Origin of the sequence: Streptomyces sp. NPDC091376 (genome assembly GCF_044757085.1) — a bacterium.
Taxonomy (GTDB): Bacteria; Actinomycetota; Actinomycetes; order Streptomycetales; family Streptomycetaceae; genus Streptomyces; species Streptomyces pratisoli.
Genome location: NZ_JBIVUF010000017.1, coordinates 69,695 through 85,050, shown reverse-complemented (window position 1 = coordinate 85,050; position 15,356 = coordinate 69,695). Strand labels below are relative to the sequence as shown.

Annotated in this window: 17 protein-coding genes; 7 read left to right on the top strand and 10 right to left on the bottom strand. The window is 72.4% G+C overall.

The features are described from left to right. Window positions 1-76 precede the first annotated feature (76 nt). The 5 genes from ACIQMR_RS30250 to ACIQMR_RS30230 form a co-directional block, all read right to left on the bottom strand. The gene (locus ACIQMR_RS30250) at window positions 77-1,312 is read right to left on the bottom strand and encodes a hypothetical protein (protein ID WP_401393866.1); all 1,236 of its coding nucleotides are present in this window, start codon (window positions 1,310-1,312) and stop codon (window positions 77-79) included. Then, window positions 1,305-2,966, bottom strand: a complete 1,662-nt coding sequence (locus ACIQMR_RS30245; RefSeq protein ID WP_401393863.1) for a DUF3492 domain-containing protein — start codon at window positions 2,964-2,966, stop codon at window positions 1,305-1,307. Before ACIQMR_RS30245 ends, ACIQMR_RS30250 begins: the two co-directional genes overlap by 8 nt. A 163-nt stretch (window positions 2,967-3,129) precedes the next feature. Continuing rightward, the gene (locus ACIQMR_RS30240) at window positions 3,130-3,291 is read right to left on the bottom strand and encodes a hypothetical protein (RefSeq protein WP_401393860.1); all 162 of its coding nucleotides are present in this window, start codon (window positions 3,289-3,291) and stop codon (window positions 3,130-3,132) included. A gap of 38 nt (window positions 3,292-3,329) precedes the next feature. Beyond that, window positions 3,330-4,673, bottom strand: coding sequence for a DUF3152 domain-containing protein (locus tag ACIQMR_RS30235; RefSeq protein WP_401393858.1), 1,344 nt, complete (start codon window positions 4,671-4,673; stop codon window positions 3,330-3,332). 7 nt (window positions 4,674-4,680) lie between these two features. After that, complete coding sequence (locus ACIQMR_RS30230; protein ID WP_401393855.1) at window positions 4,681-5,640, bottom strand: alpha/beta fold hydrolase; 960 nt, start codon at window positions 5,638-5,640, stop codon at window positions 4,681-4,683. A 139-nt stretch (window positions 5,641-5,779) separates the two neighbouring features. On the opposite strand from ACIQMR_RS30230, the gene ACIQMR_RS30225 reads away from it, so the two are divergent. From ACIQMR_RS30225 to ACIQMR_RS30210, 4 genes are all read left to right on the top strand, one after another. Next, the gene (locus tag ACIQMR_RS30225; RefSeq protein ID WP_358668039.1) at window positions 5,780-6,022 is read left to right on the top strand and encodes a hypothetical protein; all 243 of its coding nucleotides are present in this window, start codon (window positions 5,780-5,782) and stop codon (window positions 6,020-6,022) included. 164 nt (window positions 6,023-6,186) lie between these two features. Next, window positions 6,187-6,840: a TetR/AcrR family transcriptional regulator gene (locus ACIQMR_RS30220; protein WP_401393852.1), complete on the top strand. Its 654-nt coding sequence runs from the start codon at window positions 6,187-6,189 to the stop codon at window positions 6,838-6,840. A gap of 129 nt (window positions 6,841-6,969) precedes the next feature. Next, a complete protein-coding gene (locus ACIQMR_RS30215; protein ID WP_401393849.1) occupies window positions 6,970-7,197 on the top strand; it encodes a DUF3107 domain-containing protein in 228 nt (75 codons plus the stop codon). A 174-nt stretch (window positions 7,198-7,371) separates the two neighbouring features. Next, a complete protein-coding gene (locus tag ACIQMR_RS30210; protein WP_401394062.1) occupies window positions 7,372-7,641 on the top strand; it encodes a hypothetical protein in 270 nt (89 codons plus the stop codon). Between the two features lie 52 nt (window positions 7,642-7,693). Here the strand turns inward: ACIQMR_RS30210 and ACIQMR_RS30205 are convergent, their stop codons facing one another. Further along, window positions 7,694-8,443: a ferritin-like fold-containing protein gene (locus ACIQMR_RS30205; protein WP_266382688.1), complete on the bottom strand. Its 750-nt coding sequence runs from the start codon at window positions 8,441-8,443 to the stop codon at window positions 7,694-7,696. 463 nt (window positions 8,444-8,906) lie between these two features. On the opposite strand from ACIQMR_RS30205, the gene ACIQMR_RS30200 reads away from it, so the two are divergent. Together ACIQMR_RS30200 and ACIQMR_RS30195 are read left to right on the top strand one after the other, a co-directional pair. After that, window positions 8,907-10,517, top strand: coding sequence for a DEAD/DEAH box helicase (locus ACIQMR_RS30200; RefSeq protein WP_401393845.1), 1,611 nt, complete (start codon window positions 8,907-8,909; stop codon window positions 10,515-10,517). A gap of 232 nt (window positions 10,518-10,749) precedes the next feature. Then, entirely contained in the window at window positions 10,750-11,592 is an 843-nt protein-coding gene (locus ACIQMR_RS30195; protein ID WP_401393842.1) for an alpha/beta fold hydrolase, read from the top strand. Here ACIQMR_RS30195 and ACIQMR_RS30190 read toward each other — a convergent pair. Continuing rightward, a complete protein-coding gene (locus tag ACIQMR_RS30190; protein WP_401393839.1) occupies window positions 11,583-12,479 on the bottom strand; it encodes an NYN domain-containing protein in 897 nt (298 codons plus the stop codon). The genes ACIQMR_RS30195 and ACIQMR_RS30190 overlap by 10 nt on opposite strands. A 135-nt stretch (window positions 12,480-12,614) precedes the next feature. On the opposite strand from ACIQMR_RS30190, the gene ACIQMR_RS30185 reads away from it, so the two are divergent. Then, entirely contained in the window at window positions 12,615-12,767 is a 153-nt protein-coding gene (locus tag ACIQMR_RS30185) for a hypothetical protein (RefSeq protein ID WP_266382677.1), read from the top strand. Window positions 12,768-12,867: 100 nt separating this feature from the next. Here ACIQMR_RS30185 and ACIQMR_RS30180 read toward each other — a convergent pair whose 3' ends face one another. From ACIQMR_RS30180 to ACIQMR_RS30170, 3 genes are all read right to left on the bottom strand, one after another. Then, window positions 12,868-13,473: a MarC family protein gene (locus tag ACIQMR_RS30180; RefSeq protein ID WP_401393836.1), complete on the bottom strand. Its 606-nt coding sequence runs from the start codon at window positions 13,471-13,473 to the stop codon at window positions 12,868-12,870. Window positions 13,474-13,625: 152 nt separating this feature from the next. Further along, window positions 13,626-14,489: a PHP domain-containing protein gene (locus ACIQMR_RS30175; protein ID WP_401393833.1), complete on the bottom strand. Its 864-nt coding sequence runs from the start codon at window positions 14,487-14,489 to the stop codon at window positions 13,626-13,628. Between the two features lie 182 nt (window positions 14,490-14,671). Beyond that, window positions 14,672-15,310, bottom strand: a complete 639-nt coding sequence (locus ACIQMR_RS30170; protein WP_401393830.1) for a DUF6758 family protein — start codon at window positions 15,308-15,310, stop codon at window positions 14,672-14,674. Window positions 15,311-15,356: the final 46 nt, after the last annotated feature.

Here is a 15,356-nt window from a genome sequence, read left to right as displayed (position 1 = left end):
CTCGATGGGATGGGGCTGTGGTGGGTACGCCCGCGGCGTCGGCTCCGCGGGTGCGTGTGGGGGGCGCGTGGGGGCGTCATGTGGTGTGGGCCGAGGCCCGGGAGAGCGCTGCCGCCGCATGGACCAGCAGCCCGAGCGCGGCGGCGCCGCAGAAGAGGGCGGGCACTGCGGCGACGCCCCAGTGGGTGACCACGGCCTCGACGGGCCGGGCGAGGAAGCCGCAGCCGGGGAGGCGGCCGCCGACGACGGTGGCCAGGGCGAGTGCTTCGCCGGCGCAGGCGGCGGCCAGGCCGGCCGCCGCGGCGTGGGGGAAGCCGTGCACGGTGAGCAGCCGGGCGAGGAAGAGCAGCAGTCCGAGGGCGACGGCCGGGGCGAGTGCCACGGGCAGCAGCAGGGACGTCAGCACGAGCAGACCGGTGAGGGCGCCGGCGTGGAGCGCGACGCTCGCGAACAGCAGGGGGCGTGCGCCGGCGGCGAACTCCTCGAGTCCCCGGCTGCCGTCGAGCCTGCGCCGGGCCCGTGCGGAGAAGAACCCGGCGCTCCAGGCCGCGGGGGCGACGGCGAGGGCGAGGCCCACGAGCGGGCCGGGCGTCAGGGGCCAGGGGCCTTCGGGGCCGCCGCCGAGGAGCTGGGTCAGCAGCCCGTCGCCGAGGAGCGCGTACGCCACCAGCCAGCACACCAGAGGGCGTGCGGCGGGCACGGTGCGCCCCGGGGCGCGAAGGGGCCCGCGCCGCAGGCTCCACGCCAGCGCCAGGGCGAGCCCTGTCGCGCCGACGGCGCCCACCGCGATCCACGCGCCTCCGTCGGTGAACCGCAGGCCCGCTGCGGCGAGGACGGCCACGGCGCCCGGCAGCAGCACGGCCGCGGTGTGCGCGGGGCGCTCGGCGGGCGTCTCGTCCGCGGCGGGCCGCGGGCTCGCCTCGCCGCGGGGCACCCGGGCGTACAACTCCTCGGCGAGCGAGAAGACATCGCGGTGCCGGAACCTGGCGGCGGTGCGGTCGGTGACGCCGTGGGCCTCCAGCCCGGCGGCGATCTCCAGGGGGTCGACGGCTCGTTCGCACAGTTCGCGGTGGCGGTGTATGAGCGCCTTCACCGGGTCGGCGGGGCCGCGGCGCCCTGCCTTGTTCCGGTCACGCCCGGACCCGGCGGACGCGGAATCCTTGTCCAGCAGTTCCTTCGAGCGGGTGTCCCATGCCCCGGGGCTGGCGGGCCGCTTCGGCACGTCGGCCACGGCGACGGTCCGGCACTCGGAGTCCGGCGGCTGCCCGGCGGTGGTTCTGCCGGGGACAGGTACGGCGGTGGAGTCAGGCATCGGGGCCTCCTGGGGCGGCCGCGGCGGTCATGGGAGCGGGGCCCGCCCAGCGGGGGCGGGTGCGGCCGCCGGTCCAGTGGCCGGGGACGTGGGCCTCAGCGGGCGTGGCGAAGGGCAGGGGCTCACCGTCGACGTCGACGGCCTCCGAGTCGCGGTGGACCGGGCTGTGCGAGATGAGCTCCAGGTAGATACCGCGAAAGGCGGCGAGATTCTGCTCGACGGTGAAGAGTTCGAGTGCCCGGGCACGCGCCGCGGCGCCGAGCCGCGCACGGCGCTCCGGGTCGCGCAACAGCGCGAGGCAGGAGTCCGCAAGCGCCCGCGGGTTGCGCGGGGGCACCACGAGCCCCGTACCGCCGATGACTTCGACGACCGCGCCGACGTCCGTCGACACCGTCGCACGTCCGCAGAACATCGCCTCGACGAGGCTGATCGGGAAGCCCTCGACGACGCTGGACAGGACGATGACGGCACCCGCGGCATAGGCGTCGGCGAGGTCGGGGGCCTCGGGGCCGCCGATCTCCTCGAAGGAGACCGGGTTGTCGCCGACCGCGTGCGCGTCGGCGGCCTCGTCGGGGAAGAGCTGCGCGGCCAGCGCCCTGCAGTGCGCGAGGTACGCGCCGGCCTCCGGCCCCTGCACGGGAGCGCCGAGGATCCGCAGCCGCGCGTCCGGCTCCTCCTTCCGTACCTCGGCGAAGGCGTGGAGCAGCGCGATGAGGTCCTTGGCCGGTTCGATCCGGCCGACCCAGACGAGGGTGTGCGGGTCGCCGCTGTCGTCCCCCTCCCCCACCGCGGTGAAGCGTTCGGCGTCCATGCCGGGGTAGACGGTGCGCAGCCGGGCGGGGTCGGCGCCGCACTTCTCCTGCCAGCGTCTGGCGTGGGTGTTCCCGGGGGTGATGACGGACGCCTGCCGGTAGACCTCGGACGCGAGGCGCCCGTGGAAGGCGGCGAGCAGGGCGCGGACGGGCGCACCGAGGGGCGCGTCGTGGGCCGAGAGGTAGTGCGCCCGCAGTTGCACGCCGTACTCGGTGACCAGCAGCGGAACCCCGAAGAAGCGTTTGGCCAGAAGCCCGGGCAGGGCCGCGGTACCCCCGGACGCGGCATGGCAGAGGTCGACGGCGCCGAGCGAGTCGTCCCCGTACCAGTCGAGCGAGAGCGGGCGCAGAGCACGCTCCAGTTCGTCGGTGAAGGCGAGGTAGTCGGGGACGGCCGCCGTGTGCACGGCCCGGCGTGCGCCCGGGGCGCGGCAGGCGCGTTCGAGGATGCGTACGGCCAGTTCGGAGCGGAGCGCGGCGTACAGTCCGCCGCGTTCGCGGGCGAGTTCGGCGAGTCCGTACAGGCCGTCGGCGAATCCGTCCTGCTCGCCGTCGCCGCACACGGCGGTGGCGAGCGATGTGAAGTGCCCGGCGAACGCGCGCCGTTCGCGCCGCCCGTAGGTGCGGCCGTCGTCCTCGGGCGCCCAGAGCGGTGCGGTGCGTACGCGCTCGACGTGGGGCGGCAGTTCGATCCAGCCCTGGTCCTCCTGCCGGGCGCTGCGGCTGAGGGCGTAGACGTCGAATTCGTGCTGCGCGAGCCCGCGTACGAGCCGGTCGCACCAGAGCCTGGACTCACCCGTCGCGTACGGGTAACCACCATCCGTGAGCAGTCCGATCCGCACGAGCGCACCCCCGATCTCCTGTATGTGCGGCCGCCTTGGTCCGGCGGCTCGCGGCGGGAAGACGTTATGCGGATATGCCGGTGGCGCGACGGACGGTTGTCCATCGCGCCACCGGAAGGGGTGAATGCACGTAACTTTCCCGCTCCCGTAGCGTTCGGTCGCGCTACAAGCGGTTTCCGTCACGTTCCGTCAGACCATGGCGAAGCCCGGCTCGCGCCCCGTACGGCCGTACGACGGCGCGGGAGACGGCGAGGGCGAGGGCGCGGGCGCGGGCGCGGGCGACGCGCAGGGTCGCCGTTCCCGAGAAGGCCGCCGTCCCGGCCACCGGACGGTCGGGGACGGGCGCCCGCGGGCTGCCCGGACTCAGCTCCCCGGATGCACCCAGGGGTTGGGACGGCACTTGACCCCGTCGATGTCCAGCGACTTGGTCTGCTGCTGCATCACCGGGGCGAGGGCGCCCGGCGTCCGGCAGTTCACATGACCGTGCCCGAGACGGTGCCCGACCTCGTGGTTGATGAGCATCTGGCGGTAGGCGAGCATCGCCTTGGCCCCGTAGGTCTCCGACCCCTGGGCCCAGCGGAACGCGTTGATCATCACGCGCTCGGTGGACGCGGAGTCGCAGGAGACGTTGTCGACGGTGGTGTCGAGATCGGACTTGGCGCACCACGTCGCCGTGGTCCCGGGGCTCGCCAGGGTGATGACGAACTCGGGCTCTCCCGAGGAGATGCGCTCGAAGGTCATGGCGCCACCGTGCGCCCAGCTCCGTTCGTCGTTGAGCGTCTTCTGGACGGCTTCCGCGAACAGCTTCCCGTCCAGGCCGAGGTTCTTCTCGACGTCGATCCGGTAGCGGACCTTCCGCCCCTTGCCCGGCGCCTTGTCGAAGCCCGCCACCGCCTCGAACTTCCCGGTGCCGCCCAGCTTGGGATCGAGCGGGAACTGCCGGGTCATCAGCTGCGCGTACGTCAGCGGCGCGGCCGGCGCCGCCGGTGCGACCGGCGCCTGCTGGGGCGGGATGACCCGCTGCTGCGAGCGCGAGGCATCCTCCAGAGATCCCCGGTTCCCGCCCTCCGCCGCCTGGCTGGCCGTCGCGTCCGCGCCCGTGTCGGTGACCTGTCCGGCCACCACGACCGCGAGAACGGTGATCACGGCGGCGGCCGCGATGCCGGTGAACGTACGGCCCTTGCCGTGCTTGGCGGGGGGCTCCTCGTCGGATTCCGTGGCGGCGGAGCCGGACCGGGTGTCCCGGTCCGGCTCCCGCTCGCCTGTACCGACGCCGCCGCCGGGCGCGCCGGGACCGTCGAAGGCATCGACGAACTCGCGCCGCGGGCCGGGAATCCGGGCACCGGCGCCTATCGGCGGCCCCTGGCGCCCGGGCGGCGGAACCACGGGGTGCTGCCCGGTCGTGGTGCTGGTGTGCCCGCGCGGGGCGCCCTGCCAGTCGCCGTACCGCTGGCCTGCCCCTTGCGGGCCGCCCCAGCCTCCGCCCGTCTCGTACTGCTCGGGGTGGCCGCCGCGCACCTGCGGCACCCCGTGCGCCGGCGTGCCGTGGGCCGCGGGCCCGGCGTGCTGCTCGGGCGGGGCGCCGGAGCGCCGGCGCCGCCCCGTGCCGGATCCGGCGGGTGTGGTCGCGGTGCCGGCGCTGCCGCCGGCGGTGTTCCTGGGGTCGTCGGCCTTGGGTGCGGGGCCCTTGCGGCTGTGTCGTCCCACGCCCCGGTCAGCTCCTCGTGCTGTCGTCGAGTAGTTCCCGTACGGCCTGAGCGACCGTCTCGGGATACTCCATCATGGCGACGTGACCCGCGTCCGGAAGGGTCAGCAGTCGCGAGTCGCGGAACGCGGCGGACGCCTTGCGCGCCATACGGTACGAGACGAGCTGGTCCCGGCACCCGTAGACGAGCAGGGTCGGCGCGAGCACCCGCTCCGCCTGACGCCACAGCCCGTGCTGCCCGCCCAGTGTGTACGCGTCGACGATGCCGCGGGCCGATCGCGCCATCACGTCCCAGAAGTACGGCAGCTCCAGCCGCCGCTCCATCTCCTCCACGGCGTGCAGGAGGGCCTCGTCGGTCACCTGGCCGGGGTCCCCGTAGCAGAGGGCGACCACTCCACGGACCCGCATCTCCGGAGTCCAGTTCCTCGTCAGCCGCCGGAAGAGGGGTGCGACGCCGGGCAGGGCCAGTGACGCGGTGGGCCAGGCGCTGCGCTGGGCGCGCAGCTCGGGCAGCGCGGGCGAGACCAGGGTGAGCGTGCTCACCAGGTCGGGGCGGACGGCGGCGACCCGCGTGACGACGGCGCCGCCCAGCGAGTTGCCGAGCAGATGGACGGGTCCGCGGCCGCGCGCGTCGAGCAAGCGGATCACCGCGCGGGCATGGGCGGTGATCGAGTAGTTGCCGTCGTCGGGCGGTGGCGAGTCCCCGAAGCCCGGGAGGTCGACGGCCTCGCCGTCCACCGTGTCCTCGAGACACTGCATCAGGGACGTCCAGTTCTGCGACGAGCCGCCGAGCCCGTGGACGTAGAGCGCGGGAGGCAGTCCGGCGCGCGCCGGTGGGCGAGCGCGCACGGTCAGCGTCAGCCCGGGCAGCGAGACGGAGCGGAGTTCCTCGCCCTCCGCGACCCGTACGGCCCGTACCCGCGGAGCCGGTGCGGCGGCGCGGGTTTCCGGCAGCTCGGTCGAAGACATGGGGGCAATGTTACGAGACGATCACGCGGCGCATCCTGTGTTCGCCGTCACAGATCGCATAGCGTCGGGCAGAGCTTGCTTCTAGGCTCATATATGGGGAACTCGACCCTGTCCCATGCCGCACAGGAAAGGGATCCAGATGGCTGTCGACCCGACGGACCCGGAAACCTTCGCAGAGGACGATCAGGGCCGGTCAATCACGCTCGACGAGCTGGACGAGCTCGACGAGGAAACCCCGGAGGCGGATGCCGCCGAGCAGCACACCGAGCTCCAGCAGCGCGGCGACGAGCCGCTGGACCGCCTCGAACCGGGCGAGGCGAACGAGGCGGACGCGGCGGAACAAGCCCGGGTGGTGGAGCTCGACGAGGACGACTACCGCTGATTTGTTCGGATTCCCGGTCATCACCAGCTACCGCGGGCGTCCGGTACGTGAAATTCTGCGCTCGCACCGCGCACATCACGGTTACCCAAAAGTACGATGGCGGGCGCGAGCGCAGAACGCACGCACGGAACACTGTGCTTGTGACATCGAACGTGGGAGGCGGCGTGACAGCCATCGAGCAGACAGAAGCGGCGCGCCCGAGAGGCACCCGCCTGCCGCGCCGTGCCAGACGCAACCAGCTTCTGGGCGCGGCCCAGGAAGTATTCGTCGCCCAGGGATACCACTCGGCGGCCATGGACGACATCGCCGAGCGCGCCGGCGTCAGCAAGCCGGTGCTGTACCAGCACTTCCCCGGGAAGCTCGAGCTCTATCTGGCGCTGCTGGACCAGCACTGCGAGTCCCTGCTCCAGGCCGTACGGGGCGCCCTCGCGTCGACGACGGACAACAAGCAGCGCGTCGCCGCCACCATGGACGCCTACTTCGCCTACGTCGAGGACGAGGGCGGCGCGTTCCGGCTGGTCTTCGAGTCCGACCTGACGAACGAGCCCGCGGTGCGCGAACGGGTCGAGCGGGTCTCGCTGCAGTGCGCGGAGGCGATCTCCGACGTGATCGCCGAGGACACGGGACTGTCCAAGGACGAGTCCATGCTGCTGGCCGTCGGACTGGGCGGGGTGTCACAGGTGGTCGCCCGGTACTGGCTGTCCAGCCCTTCCGGCATCCCTCGCGACAAGGCGGTGCAGCTCCTCACCTCGCTCGCGTGGCGAGGCATCGCCGGCTTCCCGCTCCACGCGGGCGACGGCCAGGGCGACGGTCACTGACCGCTCCGGTCGCCTCTGTTCGCTGCGGGCGTGCACGGCTGGTCCGTGGGACATCGCCTCACCGGGCTAATGTGTGCTGGGTACGGCGCGGCTGACCGCGCATCGCTGACCGTTCGGAGGGACATAGCCGTGGAGGTCAAGATCGGCGTGCAGCACGCGCCCCGGGAAATCGTTCTGGAGAGCGCTCAGACCGCCGAGGAGGTCGAGCGCGCGGTGGCCGACGCGCTGGCCGGCAAGGCGCAGCTGCTCAGCCTGACCGACGACAAGGGGCGCAAGGTGCTGGTACCGGCCGACCGTGTCGCCTACGTCGAAATCGGCGAGCCGGCCACGCGCCGCGTGGGCTTCGGCGCGCTCTAGACCACACCTTGCGGAAGGGCCCGGCGGGGGACTGCCCCGCCGGGCCCTCCCGTATCCCGTCCCGGCCGTCGTGTCCAGCGGTGATCGGGTGGTGCTGATGGTTGCTTTCCGGCCGGTCCGGGTAGGACGGGCTACGACCAGATGTGCCCGCCGACGTCCGTGAGGTGATCCGTGGTGATCCTGGAAGCTCTCGGTTCCGTCCTGCTCGGACTCGCGCTCTCATGGGCGGCCGTGCGAAGGCTTCCGGACCGGCTTCCGGCCCCCCGCGTGGTCTTCGCGACGGGCACGCTCGGCGCGCTGTTCGGCGCGTATCTGACGCACATGGCCGTCGGCCCGGGCAATCTGCTGGGCACGCTCCTCGGCGCGGTCTTCGTCGGGGCCGTCACGCTGTCGCTGCTGATCCGGCCCACGACACGGCGACTGCGCCGATCAGCCGCGGTCTGAGGTCCGTCCGACCGCCGGCCGAGCAGCGCCGCCGCCGGCCCCGCTCACCGCGTCACGCCGCCAGCCCCAGCGCGGCCATCCGCTTCGTGTGCGCCTTGGTGATCCGGGTGAACATCTCACCGACCGCCGCCAGGTCGAAGCCGTCGGCGACGCCGCCCACGAGCATCGTCGACAACGCGTCCCGCTCGGCGACGACCCGCTGCGCCTGGGACAGCGCCTCGCCCATCAGCCGGCGCGCCCACAGCGCGAGCCGGCCGCCGACCCGCGGGTCCGCCTCGATCGCCGCGCGCACCTTCTCCACGGCGAAGTTGCCGTGCCCGGTGTCGTCGAGCACTCCGAGCACGAGCCGGCGGGTGTCCGAATCCAGCCGCACGGCCACCTCGCGGTAGAAGTCGCTGGCGATCGAGTCACCGACGTACGCCTTGACCAGACCCTCCAGCCAGTCGGACGGGGCTGTCTGACGGTGGAACTCGTCCAGCGCGGCGGCGAACGGCTCCATCGCCTTCGTGGGCTCGCTCTCGATCGCAGTCAGCCGGTTCCTCAGCTGCTCGAAGTGGTGGAACTCGGCGGAGGCCATCTTCGCCAGTTCCGCCTTGTCCGCCAGGGTCGGGGCAAGCTTCGCGTCCTCGGCGAGCCGCTCGAAGGCCGCGAGCTCCCCATAGGCGAGCGCGCCGAGCAGGTCCACCACCGCGGCGCGGTACTGGGGGTCGGCGGAGGCCACGGCCCAGTCCTGGGCGGCGATCCCGGTGAGTTCTTCGGCTGCGTCGGCGGCGGGCGCGGTGGCGTTGTCAGGCGTCTCCATGAAGCGCACAATAGCTCGCCGTCCGCACCGCGGAAGGGCCTGGTCAGCCGCCGTCGCGGCACGGTTCCCAGGAATTCGCCCAACACAGATGCGCGAATCCGGGGTACAGTGGTATTAAGCCTGCCGGATATCGCGGCGGGCCCTCTGAATGAGGATGCCCGGTCGGTGGCCCGATCGGCTCCGACCTGACAGCCCTCTGTGCGCATTCCCGCCACATGAGGGGACCTCAGCGGCATGAGCGCTCGAGCGACGGCAGTGGTCCCGCGCCTTCCGGCCAATCCACGGTCGGCCGTCCCGTACCCAGGTGCGGTAAGACCCCCAGCGTTCGCCTCGCGCCGCGTCTCACAGAAGAGGCAACACCCTGACTACGCAGGCCAAGACTTTCCGAGAGCTCGGGATCCTTCCCGAGACCGCCGAAGCCCTCGAGGCCGTCGGCATCATCACCCCCTTCCCCATCCAGGAGATGACCCTTCCGGTCGCCCTCTCGGGCACCGACGTCATCGGCCAGGCCAAGACCGGCACGGGCAAGACCCTCGGTTTCGGACTTCCGCTGCTGGAGCGCGTCACCGTCCCCGTGGACGTCGAGGCGGGCCGGGCCAGGCCCGAGCAGCTGACCGACACGCCGCAGGCGCTCGTGGTCGTTCCCACCCGTGAGCTGTGCACGCAGGTCACCAACGACCTGCTGACCGCCGGCAAGGTGCGCAACGTCCGCGTGACCGCGATCTACGGCGGCCGTGCGTACGAGCCGCAGGTCGAGGCCCTGAAGAAGGGCGTCGACGTCGTCGTCGGCACGCCCGGCCGGCTGCTCGACCTCGCGGGCCAGAAGAAGCTGAACCTCTCCCACGTCAAGGCGCTCGTCCTCGACGAGGCCGACGAGATGCTCGACCTGGGCTTCCTGCCCGACGTCGAGAAGATCATCCAGCTGCTTCCGGCCAAGCGCCAGACCATGCTGTTCTCGGCCACCATGCCGGGCGCGGTCATCGGTCTCGCGCGGCGCTACATGTCGCAGCCCACGCACATCCGCGCGACCGCGCCGGACGACCAGGGCGCGACCGTCGCGAACATCACACAGCGCGTCTACCGGGCGCACTCCATGGACAAGCCGGAGATGGTCTCGCGCATTCTGCAGGCCGACGGCCGCGGTCTCGCGATGATCTTCTGCCGTACCAAGCGCACGGCCGCCGACATCGCGGACCAGCTCGCCCGGCGCGGCTTCGCCTCCGGCGCGGTCCACGGCGACCTCGGCCAGGGCGCGCGCGAGCAGGCCCTGCGCGCGTTCCGCAACGGCAAGGTCGACGTGCTGGTGTGCACCGACGTCGCCGCGCGCGGCATCGACGTCGAGGGCGTGACGCACGTCATCAACTACCAGTCGCCGGAGGACGAGAAGACCTACCTCCACCGCATCGGCCGCACCGGCCGCGCGGGCGCGACCGGCACCGCCGTGACACTGGTCGACTGGGACGACATCCCGCGCTGGCAGCTGATCAACAAGGCGCTGGACCTGAAGTTCCCCGACCCGGCCGAGACGTACTCGACCTCGCCGCACCTCTTCGAGGAGCTCGGCATCCCCGCCGGGACCAAGGGCGTCCTCCCCCGGGCCGAGCGCACCCGCGCCGGTCTCGACGCGGAGGAGCTGGAGGACCTGGGCGAGCCGGGCGGCCGTGGCGCACGCTCCTCTTCCCGTACGAAGGCGGACTCGTCCCGTACGAAGACGGAGGAGCGCCCGGCGCGCACCCCGCGTCAGCGTCGGCGCACGCGCAGCGGCACGCCGCTGGGCGACGAGACCGCGGCTCCGGCTCCCACCGCCGAGGAGACCGCGGAGGAGCCCCGCACACCGCGTCGCCGTCGGCGCACCCGCGTGGGCGCTACCGAGACCGAGGCCGCCCCGGCTGTCGAGGCCGTCACGCCCACGGAGGAGGCCGCGAAGCCGCGCCGCCGCCGTACGCGCGCGTCGTCGACCGCCCCGAAGACCGAGACCGAAGCCGTGGCCGTGGCCACCGAGGTCGCGTCGGAGGAGCCGGCCAAGCCGCGCCGCCGCCGCACTCGCGTGAAGGCCGCCCAGCCGGAGGCCTGATCCGCTCGCTGAGGGCCCGTCACCCCACCAGGGGAGGCGGGCCCTCGGTCGTTCCCGGGACGAAGTCCGGCGCCTGGAGGGCCGGGGCCACGAGCCTCTTCGCGTCGGGTCACCACGTCCGGGATGCGATGCCCCCGAGGAGTCGAGCCCGAACGGCCCCGCCCTCACAGCTGGCGGCAGGGGCCGACCCGCCACGGTCCGGGACGGTGAAGCCCCCGGTAATCTCACCCGCATGAGCCGGCCCCCCACCTTCGTGCCCCCCGCCTGCGCCCGCAGTCACCACCTGCGCACCGCCCGGGGGGACTTCGCCGTGCTGGACGCCGTACCGAGCGGCCCGGTGCACGGCACCGCGATGCTGCTGCCCGGGTTCACCGGGAGCAAGGAGGACTTCATCGCGTTGCTGGAGCCGCTGGCCGCGGCCGGTTTCCGTGCCGTGGCCGTCGACGGCCGCGGGCAGTACGAGAGCGACGGCCCGGCGGACCAACAGGCCTATGCTCAGTCCGAGTTGGCCCAGGACGTGCTCGCACAGGCCGCGGTGGTCGGCGACGCGCCCGTCCATCTCGTGGGGCATTCGCTCGGCGGCCAGATCGCCCGCGCCGCCGTCCTCCTCGACGCGCGTCCGTTTCGCTCGCTGACGCTGATGTCGTCCGGCCCGGCCCGGATCTCCCCCGCTCAGCAGGACAAGGTCAAGCTGTTGAGCGACGCCCTCGCCGTGATGGACATGGGCCAGGTCTGGGAGGCGATGCGGGCGCTGGACCCGCCGGAGGACGCCGACGTCAACGGCGAGGACCTGCGCCACCGCTGGCTGCGCCACAATCCGGCCCAGCTGCTGGCGACCGGTCACCAGCTCACCGTCGAGCCGGACCGGGTCGACGAGCTCGCCGCCGTACGGCAGCTGCCCGTGCATGTGCTGTCGGGCGAGCGGGACGACACCTGGCCGGTGCCGCTGCTCGACGCGATGGCGGTACGGCTCGGGGCGCGCCGCACCGTGATCGAGGGCGCCGAGCATTCACCGAACACGGACCGCCCGGCGGCGACCGCCGAGGCGCTCGTCGGTTTCTGGCGTCAGAACTGACCGTGGAGGTGCTGCCAGAAGCCGTCCCGCAGGGCCCGGCGCAGATGCGCGTACCCCCGCAGGGAGTGCTTCAGCAGTTTCTCCGCCTCGATGAGCAGGTCCTGGTCGACCGGGCCCGGCAGATAGGGGTGTCCCGGCAGCAGCTCCGCCATCGGCTCCCGGCCGCGTTCGACCAGCCAGGCGGCGGCGATCTGCGCGCCCACGAAGCGGACGTCGTCGCGTGATGGCGGCGGGCTGTCGTCCTCGTACGTCGTGACGGGCCTGCGGGTGACGTAAGGCCTGCAGAAGTCGAGGTCGAAGGTGCGCTGGCTGTCGACCTCCCAGAGCAGCGGCTCCGCCTGGTTGCGTCCTTCGCCCGCCTCTATGCCCCACAGATGGACCCGTGCGCCGTACCCCTGGGCGGCCTCCACCGCGGAGACGAGGTCCTCGTCACCGCCGACGAGAGCCGCGTCGCTGATGGCACGGTGCCGGGCGAGTGACTCCAGGTCGGTCCGTATGAGGGAGTCGACGCCCTTCTGCTGGTTGTTGGCGTTGAGGTTGCCGAGTCTGACCTTGACGTCGGGCAGCTCGGCGATGGACTGCTGCTCGACCGTGTGGATGCGGCGCCGGGCACCGTCGTACCAGTAGACGCGCAGCAGCCGGCTGTCCGCGAAGATGGTGCGGGCCTTGTCGATGAACGCCTCGATGAGCCCTTCGGCGTCGAGGTCGAAGGAGCGGCGGTCCTCGGTGCCCGTCACCAGCAACCCGGCCGCAGCATAGACGTAACCGGCGTCGACGAAGATGGCGTGGGTGGACGGGGTCTTCGCGACCTCGGCGAGCATGCGCTGGAGCAGCTCGTTGGTGCGCTCCAGGCGGGCGCTCATCTCGGTGAACTCTGCGTCGTTCATGACGACCCCATTGTGAGCGGGCCGCGGTCCGCCTGCCAGTACTTAGCCATCCAAAAAATTTCCTTAGCGTAGGGAATGTTTGCAGACAGCATCTCGTTGAGAAGAGCAGAAGAGACGGCCAGAGAGGAGCCCTTTATGCGCTTCGAGATCATGCGACTCGACGATGTCGACGGTACCGCCGTGGACAGCACCGTTGTGGACGCCGCCTCCGTGAACCGGATGGTCCAGCAGGCCGCCGCGATCGGCCAGCGCATCTACATCCGCCCGGCCGAGGCCTCGGCTTCGTAACGCTCAGTGGCGAGACGCCCCCGTACGGAACGGTTCCGTACGGGGGCGTAGTGCTGTGCGGACACGGGGCGTCATGCCCGTGCGGCGACCGGGGTCGCGATCAGGAACCCTGGATCACCTGGGTGACGCCGTTGATGATCTGCTGCACGGCGATCGCCGACAGCATCATGCCCGCCAGTCGGGTCACCAGCACCACACCGCCGTCCTTGATCAGGCGGATGATCAGCAGCGAGTAGCGCATCGTCAGCCACAGCACGACGTGCATCGCGACGATCGCGGCCCACACCGAGATCTGCGCACCGACACCGGAGGCGTGCTGCACCGCGAGGATGACCGACACGATCGCACCGGGCCCGGCCAGCAGCGGCATGCCCAGCGGTACGAGCGCCACGTTGACGTCCTTGGTCTGCTGGGGCTCGTCCGTCTTGCCGGTCAGCAGATCGAGCGCGATGAGCAGCAGGAGCAGACCGCCCGCGATCATCAGCGCGGGGACGGAGACATGAAGGTACGCGAGGATCTGCTGGCCCAGGAGGCCGAAGACGGTGATCACTCCGAAGGCCACGGCGACCGCCTGCCAGGCCATCCGCCGCTGGACCTTGGCGGGGCGTCCGGAGGTGAGGGCGAGGAAGATCGGGGTGATCCCGGGGGGATCCATGATCACGAAAAGGGTGAGGAAGAGGGAGCCGAAGACGGCGAAGTCGAACACAGTGAGGCCTTGCGGGGTGAAGGGGTGTCGGGGGACTGAGGAAAGCGGGGATGCGCGGGCGCGCCGGGACGCGCGCACCTGCGAGGGGCACCGGCGGCGCCTGGGAGGGCCACGGAACGAGGCACCGGAAGGGGCCGCGCACGGGTGCCGGGCTAGCGGAGCGTTCCGCCCGTGCCGGGCACCGGGAACGCACCGGTCGCACGGCGCGTGATCTCGCCGTAGATCTCCGGGTCGGTCGTGTAGTCCCCGAGCCGGCAGGTCTTGCGACTGCCGTGGTAGTCGCTGGAGCCGGTGGGCAGCAGGCCGAGGTCGGCGGCAAGCCCGCGCAGCCGGGCGCGAGTCGGCTCGTCGTGGTCCATGTGGTCGACCTCGATGCCGTCGAGGCCGGCCGCGGCCAGCCGGGCGATGGCGGCCTCGGGTACGACCGCTCCGCGCTTGACGGCGAGCGGGTGCGCGAAGACGGTCACACCGCCTGCCGCCTTGACCAGACGGATGGCGTCGAAGGGGTCGAGCTCGTGCTTCTCGACGTACGCCCGTCCGCCGTCCGCGAGCCAGTCGGGCGTGAAGGCCGCGGACACGTCGGGCACGACGCCGAGCTCGACGAGCGCGGAGGCCACATGCGGCCGGCCGACGGATCCGTCGCCGGCTATCCGGGCCACCTGCTCCCAGGTGACGGGCACCCCCAGCTCCTGGAGCTTGGCGACCATGCCCTGGGCGCGCGGCACCCGGTCGTCCCGCACCAGCTCGCGCTCGCGCGCCAGCTCGGGCTCCTCGGGGTCGAAGAGGTACGCCAGCATGTGCAGACCCACACCGTCGACGCGGCAGGAGAGCTCGGCGCCGGTCACGAGGGTGAGGCCCGCGGGCAGTGCGGCGATCGCCTCGGCGTATCCGCCCACGGTGTCGTGGTCGGTCAGCCCGACGACGTCGAGTCCGGCTGCCGCCGCGTTGCGCACCAGCTCGGCCGGGGTGTCCGTGCCGTCGGATGCCGTGGAGTGGGTGTGCAGATCGACGCGCACGACGCATGACTCCAGGGCTCGGGGCGGACAGGGCGACGCTCAATCGTAACGGCGGCGCGCACACCGCCCGGACCACCGCGTCAGGTGAACACCGTCACGTCCCCCGCCCCACGGGTGCCGGTACCGTCACCGGACCTCGCGTCGTCACCCACACCGTCACGCTCGCGTCGTCACCCACACCGTCACGACAGCAGTCGCGGCGAGAGCGCGCCGCACGGCAGCAGCTCCACCTCCGAGCCGGCCTCCCGCAGATCGGTCAGTATCAGATCGTCGTACATCAGCAGCCCGGTCGACTCGGGCCAGACGATCGCCCACAGCCACAGTCCCCGCGCCTCGCCCGCGAACACCGCGCGGTCCTCGGGGGCGTCGTTGACGTGCCAGAGCGGTGTCGGCCGTCCGGTGGCGAGGACCTTTGCCTGGGGCGAGATGTCCACGGTCATGTGCGGCCCCGGGTCGGGCCCGTCGATCCCGGCGAAGCGGGCGCCGAGACCGACGCCGAGCTCCTCGGCGACCAGCAGCAGCTCCCCCACACCGCCCAGGGGCCCTGGCCCCGAGCAGGCGACGGCGGTGGCACGGCCGCCGCTGCGGTCGTCGCCCGCGTACGCGACGCCGGTGAAGAGCCAGCCGACGGGGAGCGGCCAGGGCATCCACACGGGCACCTTGGCGCGAGCCACCACCACGCTGAGGGCCTCGACGCTCGGCGGGATCACCGGCTGGAGTGGATGCACGGAACCGTGCACATCGCACTGCCAGGTGTCGGCGAAGAGACCGGGCGCCCTGACCCGGCCACCACACTTCGGGCAACTGGGTTCGCCCCTCATAGCGCTCAACGGTCCTACCCGTCCGCCGCCGCGTCAAGGACGATCA

Coding starts and splice junctions, on each gene's coding strand:
- ACIQMR_RS30250 (WP_401393866.1), bottom strand. CDS start 1,312: ATGCCTGACTCCACCGCCGTACCTGTCCCCGGCAGAACCACCGCCGGG.
- ACIQMR_RS30230 (WP_401393855.1), bottom strand. CDS start 5,640: ATGTCTTCGACCGAGCTGCCGGAAACCCGCGCCGCCGCACCGGCTCCG.
- ACIQMR_RS30225 (WP_358668039.1), top strand. CDS start 5,780: ATGGCTGTCGACCCGACGGACCCGGAAACCTTCGCAGAGGACGATCAG.
- ACIQMR_RS30205 (WP_266382688.1), bottom strand. CDS start 8,443: ATGGAGACGCCTGACAACGCCACCGCGCCCGCCGCCGACGCAGCCGAA.
- ACIQMR_RS30200 (WP_401393845.1), top strand. CDS start 8,907: ATGACCCTTCCGGTCGCCCTCTCGGGCACCGACGTCATCGGCCAGGCC.
- ACIQMR_RS30195 (WP_401393842.1), top strand. CDS start 10,750: ATGAGCCGGCCCCCCACCTTCGTGCCCCCCGCCTGCGCCCGCAGTCAC.
- ACIQMR_RS30190 (WP_401393839.1), bottom strand. CDS start 12,479: ATGAACGACGCAGAGTTCACCGAGATGAGCGCCCGCCTGGAGCGCACC.
- ACIQMR_RS30185 (WP_266382677.1), top strand. CDS start 12,615: ATGCGCTTCGAGATCATGCGACTCGACGATGTCGACGGTACCGCCGTG.
- ACIQMR_RS30170 (WP_401393830.1), bottom strand. CDS start 15,310: ATGAGGGGCGAACCCAGTTGCCCGAAGTGTGGTGGCCGGGTCAGGGCG.